Consider the following 12,320-nt stretch of genomic DNA (forward strand, 5'->3'; position numbering starts at 1 on the left):
GGCTTCCGTTCTAGTGGCAAGAGGTTTTTCAGTTTTTCCCATTGATCGTCACGTATCTCGTATCTTCTTCTCATGTGAGAAGTTTACCAAATTATAGGGCCTTTTGATAGTTTGAATACACGCCCTAGTTCGGCAGGGCGTAGGGTCAGAATTGGCTTCTGACCCTTTGTCGTATTTTCGGGGAAAGGTTCGTGGGACCCATGAAACAATGGAGAACGAATGCGGCGGGTGCTTTCTTCACCTTGCCCAGTCTTCTCTTGACGCTTGTGTTTACGGTTTATCCGATCTTCTGGGTATTCCGGTATATGTTTTATGATTACAAAGGGTACGGAACGCCGCGTTTCATCGGCCTGGACAACTTCCGCACCTTATGGACGGATCATTTGCTGTGGAATTCCGTCGTCCAAACATTCGTTTATGCGGGCGGGAAGCTGATTCTAACGCTGCCGCTGGCGCTCTTGCTAGCGGTCATCCTTAATCGTGCGATCAAAGGGCGACAGCTTTTGCGGGCGATTTACTTCTTGCCGACGATTATCAGCTCTGCGGTCATTTCCGTTGTGTTTTTCATCATATTCAACTCGTACAATGGGGTTTTGAACCAGTTTCTAATCAAGCTCGGCATCACCGACAAAGGCATTGAATGGCTCGGTCCGAAATACGCCATGCTGACGGTCATTCTCATCGCGGTATGGGGAGCGGTCGGCAACTATATGATTTTGTTCATCGCCGGTTTGCAGAACATTCCGCATGAGGTTCATGAAAGCGCGGATTTGGATGGCGCGGGCGTTTGGCAAAAGTTTTGGTATATCACGGTGCCGATGCTCGGTCCGGTGCTGCAGATGGTCATCATGCTGGCGATCATCAACTCGCTCAAAAGCTATGAAAGCATCATGGTGCTGACCGACGGCGGGCCGATTGGCAAAACCGAAGTCATGTTTCTGTACCTGTATCGTCTCCTGTTCCCGACGCCATCGGCCAGCAGTGTGCTGGAGCAGCAAATCGGCTATGGCAGCGCGGTCGGTTTCGTGACGGCGGTCATCGTCGGCGGCGTGACAGCCTTGTACTTTTATTTGTCCAGAAAATTAAATCAAATGTAATCCCGTTTATCTACCGTTTTTTTCTTGGAGGAATGGATCATGCAGCAAGCAACTGCGGGAAAGCCCAAGCCGAGCGCTTCGAGCGGCGTCCTTCCCGTCTTTCTACGTCCCGGAACGATCTTTTTATGGATCTTTTTGCTGGTCATGGCGTTTCTCACGCTATTTCCGGTGCTCGTGGCGATCCTCGGTTCGTTCAAATCGAACGCCGAGTTGACCGCCGGCGCTACCATACTGCCGAAGACTTGGCACTTCTCCAACTATGTGGAGGCATGGAAGACGGCCAATTTTTCCCGTTATACGTGGAACAGCTTGTTTATCAGTATAGGCACGACAGTGGGAACGCTGCTCGTCGCTTCGATGGCAGCCTATGGGGTGGATCGGCTGCGATTCGTGGGCAGACGGACGTATATTTTCATTCAAGCGGCCACGATGTTTATCTCTGTCGGTCCGCTGGTGCTGCATCCGCAATTCCGAATCATGGTCACACTGCACTTGCAAACTTCGCTGTGGGGCGTCGTTATTTTGCTGGTCAGCGCCCACGCAGCCACTTACTTTATCCTGTATAGCTTCGTCAGGGCCATCCCGCGGGAGCTGGACGAGGCCGCCAAAATCGACGGCAGCTCGATGCTGGGCACGTATTGGCGGATCATCCTGCCTTTGCTTGGGCCGGGTCTGGGGGTTTCGGCGCTGTTTACGTTCCGTGCCGCCTGGAATGAATACATTATGCCGCTTGTGTTCACGATGAGCCAGCCGAAATTGCAGCCGCTCACGGTAGGCTTGTCCAACTTGCGCTACGGCGCTTCTGCGGCAGCGCAAACGCACTATATGATGGCCGGCGCCTGTCTGTCGATCCTGCCCATACTCATCGTTTACATTTTTGCCAACAAATCGTTTATGCAGATGACGGCCGGTTCGCTCAAAGGATAATACGGTTTTCATACAAGCATTCAAGCCAGCCCTCGCTCTCGCGGGGGCTGTTTTCGCTGTCTGTCCGCAATTTGCCGCCAAGATGGCCAAGCTGTCCAAAAGGAACCGGAAAAGCACCAAACGGCTGTTTCTCACATATTGTAAACATCGAAAAACGGCAATCTTGCGAATCGGATTCGCAGGAACGAGCAGCTCTCGCCCATTTATTACTTTTTCTTATCGACTTGCAAAAAGTTCATTATGAACGGAAGGTGACAGGAATCTCGCGGAAATCCAGCCCTAGTTCCCTGAAACTTCTGGAAAAACGGTCGTCCACAACCCGACTTTCAACCAAAATAACATAATGTTTCAGCTGTATTGACAGCTTTCACCAGCGGTGTTACCATTGCACTCAACATAATACCAACTATGCTCATAGGATTAATTGGTCAACCGGACAGCCGGAGACTTTCGAACACAAACTAAAAAAAGGGAGTTTACATCGCATGAAAAAACCGATCCTGCTGTCCGTCTTATCCGCCATCCTGCTTATGGGCGTTACCGCTTGCGGAGGAGGAGCCGCATCCGGCACCGATAAATCCGCCGCCCCCGCCGGGGGAGCCGCAGCAAAACCTCCCGTGGAGCTGCTCAACGTCTCCTACGATCCTACTCGCGAATTATACGAAGCCTACAACAAAGCATTCGCTAAATATTGGGAAACGAAAGCCAATCAAAAAGTGACGATTAAGCAGTCGCACGGCGGCTCCGGCAGCCAAGGACGCTCGGTCATCGACGGCATCCAGGCCGATGTCGTAACACTCGCGCTCGCCTATGACATCGATGCCATCCAGGAGAAGGGACTGATTAACGCCGATTGGCAAAAGCGCCTGAAGGACAACAGCTCGCCTTATACGTCCACGATCGTGTTCCTCGTCCGCAAAGGCAATCCGAAAGGAATCAAAGACTGGAACGATCTGATCAAGCCGGGGGTCAGCGTCATCACCCCGAATCCGAAAACATCGGGCGGCGCGCGCTGGAACTACTTGGCCGCTTGGGGTTACGCGCTGAAGCATAACAACAACGACGAAACCGCCGCCAAAGATTTCGTGACGAAGCTGTTCAAAAACGTGCCGGTTCTCGATTCCGGCGCACGCGGCTCGACCACTACATTCGTCGAACGCGGCATCGGCGACGTGCTGCTTGCCTGGGAGAACGAAGCGTTCCTGTCGCTTAAGGAATTCGGCGAAGGCAAATTCGAGATTGTCGTTCCATCGCTGAGCATTTTGGCAGAGCCTCCGGTTTCCGTCGTCGACAAGGTCGCCGACAAAAAAGGCACGCGCGAAGTCGCGCAAGCTTATCTCGAGTATCTTTACACCGAGGAAGGCCAGGAAATCGCGGCCCAAAACTTTTATCGTCCCCGTCTCGAATCGGTTGCCAAAAAGTATGAGAAGCAGTTTCCAAAAATCGAGCTGCTGACGATCGATAAAAATTTCGGCGGCTGGCAAAAGGCGCAAACCACTCATTTTGCCGACGGCGGCACGTTCGACCAAATTTACAAACCGAGCAAATAAAGCGGCTTTCCGGAAACAAGCACCACTGCCACGCAGATAGGGCTCTGCCCTCTCGGAGCTTTGTCTGCAAGGCGGCGAATAGTTCGAAAAACGCCCAAGCACGATCATCCTATTAAAGGTGACAGGAGTGACCTGAGCCGATGGCTTCCTCCAATACCCCCCGCGAACCGCAAACGTCCCTCGGGACAACAGCGGAACAAACGACGATGGGGAACCCCGAGAGCAATAAACGCGGCAAAAGCCGCAAAAGACGTTCCGTCCTGCCGGGCTTCGGCTTGTCGATGGGCTTTACGATCACGTACCTCAGTCTCGTCGTGTTGTTCCCGCTCGCTGGTATCATTCTGAAATCGACGCAGCAAAGCTGGAGCAAGTTTTGGGAGACGGCGACCGACCCGCGCGTCATCGCTTCCATCGAGGTCAGCATGATGACCTCATTAGTCGCCGCAGTCGTGAATGCCGTATTCGGCCTCATCGTAGCCTGGGTGCTCGTCCGTTACAACTTTCCGGGCAAACGGCTCATCGACGGGCTGGTCGATCTGCCGTTCGCACTCCCGACCGCAGTCGCCGGTATCGCACTGACCGCGATTTACTCGCAAAACGGACTGCTCGGCAGCTTTTTCGCCAAGTTCGACATCAAAACGGCTTACTCGCCGCTCGGCATTACGATTGCGCTGCTGTTCATCGGCCTGCCGTTCGTCGTGCGGACGATCCAGCCGGTGCTGGAGGATTTGGAGAAGGACGTGGAGGAAGCGGCGGCCTCGCTCGGCGCCTCTCGCTGGCGCACGTTTCGCCGCGTTATTTTTCCGGCCGTGCTGCCTTCGCTGCTGACCGGCTTCGCGCTCGCTTTCGCCCGCGGCCTCGGCGAATACGGCTCCGTCGTCTTCATCTCCGGCAATATGCCGATGAAGACCGAGATCGCTCCGCTGCTGATCCGTACGAAGCTGGAGCAATACGACTACACCGGGGCCACGACGATCGCTTTGCTTATGCTGATCATCTCGTTCGTCCTGCTGTTCGTCATCAATCTGCTGCAATGGCGCGCAAGCCGGCGCACGATCGGCGCATAAGGAGGAAGATTCATGGCAGGAACCGTCACAGCACGCACATCCATGCCGCCATCGGCCGGCCCTCGCCCTATGCCCGCCGTAACGAGCGAATCGGCCGGCGTCAAATGGCTGCTTATCGCCATCGCACTGCTGTTCATCGGGCTGGTGCTCATATTGCCGCTTATTACCGTGTTTACCCAAGCGTTCAAGAAAGGCGCCGAAGTGTACTTCGCCGCCATAACCGAGAAGGAAGCGCTGTCCGCCATCCGGCTGACGCTCATTACCGCCATCATAGCCGTTCCGCTCAATACGCTGTTCGGCGTAGCGGCCGCCTGGGCGATCGCCAAGTTCAGTTTTCGCGGCAAACAGCTGCTGACGACGCTGATCGATTTGCCGTTCGCCATTTCCCCGGTCATCTCCGGGCTCATCTTCGTACTCCTGTTCGGGGCTCAAGGGTGGTTCGGGCCTTATCTCATCGAGCACGGCGTACCGATCATATTCGCCCTGCCCGGTATCGTCATCGCCACGATGTTCGTCACGTTTCCGTTCGTCGCCCGCGAGCTGATTCCGCTCATGCAGGCGCAGGGCAGTCAGGAAGAGGAAGCGGCCGTCAGCCTCGGCGCCGGCGGCTGGACCGTATTTTGGCGGGTGACGCTGCCGAATATCAAGTGGGGGCTGCTGTACGGCATTATCCTCTGTAACGCCCGCGCGATGGGCGAGTTCGGAGCGGTCTCCGTCGTTTCCGGACATATACGCGGCGAAACGAACACGATGCCGCTGCACGTCGAAATTTTGTACAACGAATACCAGTTTGCCGCTTCGTTCGCGGTCGCCTCGCTGCTCGTGCTGCTCGCGCTCGTCACCTTGATCGTGAAAAGCATAGTCGAACGGAAGCAGCATCAGGCTGCCGTCCAACCGGCCGTTCAAACGGTCTCGGGCGAGTAAGATGCCTGTACGACCTGCCCGTTCAGCTATAACACACGGCTTCGCTTTTGGGTTGATTACAAGGAGGGAACAAAGCCATGTATTTGGAAGTGAAGCAGCTCGTCAAAACGTTCGGCGGTTACACCGCCTCCGACCGCGTAAGCTTCGGCATCGAAAAAGGGCGGCTGATCGGACTGCTCGGCCCGAGCGGCGGCGGCAAAACGACGATTCTCCGCATGCTGGCGGGACTGGAGACGCCGGATTCGGGCGAAATTTACATCGACGGCAAGTTGGTTAACAACGTGCCCGCCCAGCGCAGGGGCATCGGCTTCGTGTTTCAAAGCTATGCATTGTTTCGCCATATGACCGTTTATGACAATATCGCCTTCGGTCTTACGATTCAGAAACGATCGAAGCGCGAAATTCAAGCCCGCGTGTCCGAGCTGATCGAGCTGACCGGCCTGAACGGCCTCGAGAAGCGTTATCCGAATCAGTTGTCCGGCGGGCAGCGCCAGCGCGTCGCCTTTGCGCGCGCCCTCGCCCCCGAGCCTCATCTGCTGCTGCTCGACGAGCCGTTCGCGGCGATCGACGCCAAGGTGCGCAAGGAGCTGCGTTCCTGGCTGCGGGCGACGATCGAGCGAATCGGCATCACCACGATATTCGTCACGCACGATCAGGATGAGGCCGTTGAGGTCGCCGACGAAATTATGATCGTAAACGGCGGGAGACTCGAGCAGAAAGGGACCCCGATCGATATATACAAAAACCCGCTTACGCCGTTTGTCGCCGGGTTTATCGGCGAATCGAGCCGGCTGGATCATCCGGCGAGCTTGAAAGGCTTCGAAGACGAGCTGCCGGACGCGAAAGCGATAATTCGACCGGAATTTGTAGAGATCGGAGCTTACGGCGAAATTTCAACGCCGCTGGCGGCGGAAGTCGGCTTCGTGCGCGACGTCTTTTTCCGCGGCAACAGCTGGCAGATCGAGGCGCAGATTGGCTCGCAATCGGTATCCGCCTACCGTTCTCTGGAGAAGACGCCGCTTAAGGCCGGGGACAAAGTCCAGGTGCTCATCCACCGGCTGATCCTGTTTAACGACAAACAGTCGCGTATCGTCGAAAACGGCATGAAAACCGACCCGATGCCGGTTAATATTTAAGGCAAAAAGTACTCGGAATATGCTACAACGCTTCACTTCACTTTTTGGGGTTCTTTTTTCGGGGCTCCCCGAAAAGTAACAGGAATAAGCTACAACGCTTCGCTTCACTTTTTGGGGTTCTTTTTCGGGGCTCCCCGAAAAGTACTCGGAATATGCTACAACGCTTCGCTTCACTTTTTGGGGAACATAAGGGAGGGATACGAATGAGCAACTCGGTGAACTTGGACGACACGTGGGCGGAACGCATCCTAAGCAGCGTGGCCGGTCTGGAGTATGGCAGCGTGCAAATTATCGTACACGACGGCAAAATCGTGCAAATCGAACGGACCGAGCGGAAACGGTTCGACACTCCCCTGCGCAATCAAAACGAACAGCCTCAGCAGCGAAGGAAAACGATATAAGGTGTGCAAAACAAGCGAGGTCATCGCCCCGGCTCATACCAGGCGATGACCTCTTCCCAGTTAAACGCTTCGTAATACGAGGCGGCTACGTCAAGCCCCTCAATGACCGGCTTCCCAAAGCCGCCTGCCGCCCCCGCGCCTGTGCCGCCTGTAGATCCGGCATCCGCCATCCATGCGGACGCATGCTCACGGTCGGTACGCACCCAAGCCAGCTTCCCGCTTCGCGGTAAATACACCGGATCGAAATCGCCGTTACGCGCTGGCGGGTTCGACAATTGCCTCGTTTCATTGCTGCCGATATCGACGCGAGTCAAGGCAGGCAGCGGCCGCGCAGCCGGTTCGTTCGACCATTCGGCCTCCTTCGATCGGGATACAACGATGAACCGGTCGTTCTCCCAGACGAAGTCCCGATCGGCGTACCCTTTCGGCGTATAAGGAACCCGGCGAATGACGGGAAATTCCTTAACCTGAAGCCGTTTGTTCTGGATGGCGAACCGCCCTTCCCCTTCGATATACCCGAGCAGGTTTTGCGAAGGCGCCCACCTTTGCCATTCGTTTCTGCGAATCATCGTCGCAACCGTCCGGAACGTCTTGCCATCGGCGGACAGCACGCACAGCGTATCGGCGTCGGCCGATAGCGATGCCGTCGGAACAGCGAGAAACGAGATCCACTTTCCGTCCGGCGACCATTTGAAGCTGCTCGTGCCTACGGCAAAAAAGCGATCCGACTGTGCAGGAAGCGTAAACAGCTTTTTTGCCTTTGCCGGGTCCATCCCTGCATCGACCGGTACCTTGAACAGCTCGACTCGGGACCAGCCGTCCGGCAGCAGCTCCGCCAAAGAAGAGACGAGGAAGCCTTTTCCGTTTTGCAGCCACGAATAATTGCCGACGCCTCCGGTCACATTTTGGAACGGCTGAATGCCTTGGGGGCCGACTTCCGCCACATTCAGGATCGTATCGATCGCGAAGGCGAGCGTATTGCGGTCCGGCGCCCACTCGTAAAAAGTCCCTCCGCTGTATACCGGAAACGTTCTGTCGCTATCCAGCGCATACACCGAAATATCCGTTCCATCCTCGCCGCCCGCGAACGCGATGAATCGGCCGTCGGCCGACCATTTGGGCGCCCGCACGTGGCCGCCCTTCGTAATTTGCCGCTCATCCGCTCCGCTTCTCTTCAGCCACAACTCGCCGCCGCGAACGAAAGCCGCCTGCCACGCCTCAGCCGGAGCAGGTTCCGCATAGCCGCCAGAAGCCGTCAAGGCGCACAGCACCACGGCCAGCAGCGCCCCGATCATCCTCTGCATAAACATAAGATTCCCCCTCCGAATAGCCACACCATGTATTATTTTCCAATCGCCCATCCGTTATGCATGTTTTTCCGCATTTCTCCGAGCCCCGCTGCAATTTACATCCGGCGGTTCTTTTGTTATCCTTTTGCTATAAGATCAATCAAGCGTTATGACGAGAAGAGTACAGGAAAACGATCCCGCACAGAGAGCTCCGGCAGCTGAAAAGGAGCCGGGAACGTTTCCTCGAAACAAGCCTCCGAGCGGCATGTCGGACCTTTCACGAGCGATGGCATGACGGGTGCTCCCGTTACAGGGCTAGAGTATAAGCATTCGTAGGAATGCCGTACTTGAAGAGATTAATATGGCGACATATTAATGAAGCTGGGGTGGCACCGCGAAAATTTCGTCCCCAAGACCAACGTCTTGGAGGTGAAATTTTTTTTATTTGCATTTCAAACGCGAACACTCATCACGCTCATTAGGAGGAGCCAACTATGGAAATAACGAATGACCATTTTTTATACGATCTAATCGCCAAGGAACTGGAGGCGAACCCGTTCGGCAGACCTATGTGCACCCGATTCCCACCCGAACCGAACGGCTATCTGCATATCGGAAGCGCCTATGCGATCCACACGAATTATATGCTGGCGCACAAGTACGGCGGCGCCTTTCACCTGCGTTTTGACGATACGAATCCGCTGAAGGAAGATATTGAATATGTGAACGCGATTATCGAGGACCTGAAATGGCTCGGGTACGATCCAGGGGAGTGCATCTTCTACGGATCGGACTATTCGGAGACGAATTATAACGCGGCCATCAAGCTGATCGAGCGCGGTAAAGCGTACGTATGCTACTTGTCGCCGGAGCAAATGACCTCCTATCGCGGAACGCTAACGGAGCCGGGAACGAACAGCCCGTACCGGGACCGGTCCGTAGAGGAAAACCTGGAGCTGTTCGGGAAAATGAAAAACGGCGACTTTCCGACCGCCTCCAAAGTGCTCCGCGCCAAAATCGACATGAGCTCGCCGAATATGAATATGCGGGACCCGGTCCTGTACCGGATCATTCATGCGGAGCATTACAGAACGGGCAGCGACTGGTGCATCTACCCGATGTACGACTTCGCTCATCCGATCCAGGACGCGATCGAAGGCATTACGTATTCGCTGTGTTCGATCGAATTTAAAGATCACCGCCCGCTGTACGAATGGGTGCTCCGGGAGCTGGAGCTTGAAGAACCTCCGCGTCAGCGGGAGTTTGGCCGGTTAAACTTGACGGGAGTCGTGACGAGCAAACGTTTTTTGCGGGAGCTGGTGGCGGGCGGTTATGTGGACGGCTGGGACGATCCGAGGCTGCCGACCATACGCGGGCTGCGGAGAAGAGGCTTCACGCCGGAAAGCATCCGCAGCTTCATAGCGGACATCGGCGGCATTCGGACCCAGGCAACCGTAGATATTGCGATGCTGGAGCATTCGCTGAGGCAGGATCTTAAAGCGAAAACGGCAAGCGTCATGGCGGTGCTCCGTCCGCTCAAGGTCGTCATTACGAACTATCCGGACGATACGGTCGAGCTGCTGCCGATTGAGAACAACAGCGAGAACGAAGCGCTCGGGAAACGGGAAGTCCCGTTCTCGAAAACGATCTACATCGAGCGCGACGATTATATGGAGCAACCCCCCGGCGATTTTCACCGGTTGGCGCCGGGAAAGGAAGTCCGGCTTAAGGGAGCGTACTTTATCCGCTGCGAAGAAGCGGTCAAGGACCCGGACACCGGCGAAATTACGGAGCTTCGCTGCACGTACGACCCGCTGACGAAAAGCGGCAGCGGCTTTACGGGGCGCAAGGTGAAGGGCACGATTCACTGGGTATCCGCAGCGCACGCGGTGCGGGCCGACGTATTTTTGTATGAGCCGCTCTTGCTGCATCAGGACGTGCCCTCGGACGAAGACGGCGACTGGAGCGGCTCGATCAATCCCGACTCGCTCGTCGTCGTATACGATTGCCTGCTCGAGGCGTTTGCGGGAACGCTAAAGCCGGAACAAAAGGTACAGTTTTTCCGCCATGGCTATTTTTGCGCGGACAGCAAGCTTTCCACGGACGAGAAGCTCGTCTTTAACCGGATCGTACTGTTAAAAGATTCGTGGCGCAAACGGACGACGTAACGCGCCTCCCTCCTCCCTATCGGTTTGACTTGGAGAGACCGCTGAATTATGATCGAAGTATTCGTTTATAAAATCAGTCCGCTAGTAATTTGATAAATTATTATCCCATCCAAAGTGAGGAAACTTTATGAACATACCAACAACGCTCAAGCATAAGCCGGTGATCGTCTCGGAGCATTACGAACGCATCGACGGGCGAAGCGCGATGAATACCGACGCCAAAGGCCTTTCGCTCGGCCTGGCTCAGTGGAACGATCGCGGCAAGGTCGACATTTCGGCCAAAGTATGGAGACATACCGGAGAAAAATGGTCCCGGCAGTCGGAGGAGCTGCCCCTGCATCGCGTGCTTGATCTCGCGATCCTGATCTGCCGCTCCATGGCCCATTTTCGCGAGGCGTACAGATACGAGCATTTATACGATCCCGCCAATCCCGTCATCGATCGGGTCGGATTGCAAGGGGACGCCCTAACCGTCGCCGTCTGCACCGAAAACGAGAAAATCAACGAAGATATCAAGCTGTTTAGTCAGGCGTTAAGCAACGACGATGAGCTGAATGGGGAGCGTCTGCGCACGTTATCGCGGATTTTGAAAGAGATGGGGTATTAAACCCTGAGGCTTACAACCTGAATAAGAGCCCTACTGCGGGCTCTTATTTATGTTTTTCAACTGAAGCACGGCTTCTAGCCCAGCGGATTTCCATCCGATCCAATCTCGCAAATGCCGGAAAACTCCTCGTTTTTCCCCTCGGTATACCGGCCGCCTTGCCCACACACAAATTCCTCGAAAAACGAGGAAGCCGCCTCCGTAATGGCCTGATGCTTCACTGCCACATCAGACTCGCCTAAGTGGAGAGGCACATCGCTAAACGTCAAATGATGGGCTCCGCATACTTTTACAAACGATCGGTATCCCTTCAAGACGTTCGCCAAAAACTGTTGACCGTCCCTCGTTTCGCGTGCGAGCCGCTCCTTCCAACCGTCCAGGATCACCAGCTCATAGGTCGACGATTGCTGCCGCATCAATAGAACCGGCGTGTTTATCGGCTGCCTGTCCGTACCGAAAAGATGAAGACTCGGGTCTAGCAGAACGGCCGCCTTCGGACGCGAATCCCGCTGTATCACCCGATAAACGGCCGCACCGCCGAGTGAATGGCCGATCAAGCCGATTCTCTGCGTATCAAGCCGATTGCGGAGCAGCTCATCTGTTTCGTCAAGTTTGGGCAACAGGTCTAGCACGTAACGAATATCATCGGCTCTGATCGTCAGCAGCCGTTCCCATTCGACGGAATCGTCGCTTGTCAGCTCGGCAAGAGGCTTCAATTGCTTCACATAGGCGCCTTCCGGAAAAACAGTAAATACGGATTCATACGTCGCTCCGACGGTTACCACAATAAACCCGCGAGCAACGAGCTTCGAGACGTGAAACCAGTACATATCCCTTTCGACGCCGAAAGCGGGAGCGTGTATAATGACAGGAAACCGTCTGGCGTCCTCCGGCAGGTTGAGATTATGGTACACATTCGTTCTTAACGCATTTAAGGCAGCCAAATCCGCACCCGACTGTTCGAAAAAACGAATCGCAGTCTCCTCGCCCGGATGGAACAACTCGGGATACACGAGTTTCCTAGCCCCTTGATCCGTGTCGCCGGAAGGATAATAAACGCTGATCATGAAGCGCCGTTTCGTGCCGTCATTTGCGAACGGATTGTCTCTGCCTGCATCTATTACTTCTCTAACCGTTCGGCCGATTCTCACAATCTG

11 protein-coding genes and 1 other annotated feature are annotated in these 12,320 nt (G+C 55.2%); of the genes, 9 read left to right on the forward strand and 2 right to left on the reverse strand.

Features of this window, described 5'->3' with window-relative positions; all coding sequences use genetic code 11:
* Positions 1-200 precede the first annotated feature (200 nt).
* The 7 genes from D7M11_RS06760 to D7M11_RS06790 all read left to right on the forward strand — a co-directional run bounded on the left by D7M11_RS06760 (position 201) and on the right by D7M11_RS06790 (position 7,102).
* Complete coding sequence (locus D7M11_RS06760; RefSeq protein WP_120746416.1) at positions 201-1,097, forward strand: carbohydrate ABC transporter permease; 897 nt, start codon at positions 201-203, stop codon at positions 1,095-1,097.
* 144 nt (positions 1,098-1,241) lie between these two features.
* A complete protein-coding gene (locus tag D7M11_RS06765; RefSeq protein WP_240041006.1) occupies positions 1,242-2,024 on the forward strand; it encodes a carbohydrate ABC transporter permease in 783 nt (260 codons plus the stop codon).
* Positions 2,025-2,509: 485 nt separating this feature from the next.
* A complete protein-coding gene (locus D7M11_RS06770) occupies positions 2,510-3,574 on the forward strand; it encodes a sulfate ABC transporter substrate-binding protein (protein WP_120746418.1) in 1,065 nt (354 codons plus the stop codon).
* 206 nt (positions 3,575-3,780) lie between these two features.
* Complete coding sequence (gene cysT, locus D7M11_RS06775; protein WP_120746706.1) at positions 3,781-4,641, forward strand: sulfate ABC transporter permease subunit CysT; 861 nt, start codon at positions 3,781-3,783, stop codon at positions 4,639-4,641.
* 12 nt (positions 4,642-4,653) lie between these two features.
* Positions 4,654-5,565, forward strand: a complete 912-nt coding sequence (gene cysW / locus D7M11_RS06780; RefSeq protein WP_120746419.1) for a sulfate ABC transporter permease subunit CysW — start codon at positions 4,654-4,656, stop codon at positions 5,563-5,565.
* 77 nt (positions 5,566-5,642) lie between these two features.
* Positions 5,643-6,701 (forward strand): sulfate/molybdate ABC transporter ATP-binding protein, encoded by a 1,059-nt coding sequence (locus tag D7M11_RS06785; RefSeq protein WP_120746420.1) that lies wholly within the window; start codon positions 5,643-5,645, stop codon positions 6,699-6,701.
* 203 nt (positions 6,702-6,904) lie between these two features.
* Positions 6,905-7,102 carry a YezD family protein gene (locus D7M11_RS06790; protein ID WP_120746421.1) on the forward strand — a complete coding sequence of 66 codons (198 nt, stop codon included), beginning with the start codon at positions 6,905-6,907 and terminating at the stop codon, positions 7,100-7,102.
* Between the two features lie 20 nt (positions 7,103-7,122).
* Here the strand turns inward: D7M11_RS06790 and D7M11_RS06795 are convergent, their stop codons facing one another.
* Positions 7,123-8,412, reverse strand: coding sequence for a TolB-like translocation protein (locus D7M11_RS06795; RefSeq protein WP_158606487.1), 1,290 nt, complete (start codon positions 8,410-8,412; stop codon positions 7,123-7,125).
* A gap of 139 nt (positions 8,413-8,551) precedes the next feature.
* Positions 8,552-8,805: a binding site (T-box leader), on the forward strand.
* 80 nt (positions 8,806-8,885) lie between these two features.
* Here D7M11_RS06795 and D7M11_RS06800 point away from each other — a divergent pair.
* Together D7M11_RS06800 and D7M11_RS06805 are read left to right on the forward strand one after the other, a co-directional pair.
* The gene (locus tag D7M11_RS06800; RefSeq protein ID WP_120746423.1) at positions 8,886-10,559 is read left to right on the forward strand and encodes a glutamine--tRNA ligase/YqeY domain fusion protein; all 1,674 of its coding nucleotides are present in this window, start codon (positions 8,886-8,888) and stop codon (positions 10,557-10,559) included.
* A gap of 127 nt (positions 10,560-10,686) precedes the next feature.
* Entirely contained in the window at positions 10,687-11,166 is a 480-nt protein-coding gene (locus tag D7M11_RS06805) for a DUF6530 family protein (protein WP_120746424.1), read from the forward strand.
* Positions 11,167-11,240: 74 nt separating this feature from the next.
* On the opposite strand, the gene D7M11_RS06810 is transcribed toward D7M11_RS06805, so the two are convergent.
* On the reverse strand, positions 11,241-12,314 hold the full coding sequence (locus D7M11_RS06810) for an alpha/beta hydrolase family protein (protein ID WP_120746425.1): 1,074 nt from the start codon (positions 12,312-12,314) through the stop codon (positions 11,241-11,243).
* Positions 12,315-12,320 lie beyond the last annotated feature (6 nt).

It is taken from the genome of Paenibacillus ginsengarvi (assembly GCF_003626695.1).
Taxonomy (GTDB): domain Bacteria; phylum Bacillota; class Bacilli; order Paenibacillales; family NBRC-103111; genus Paenibacillus_AB; species Paenibacillus_AB ginsengarvi.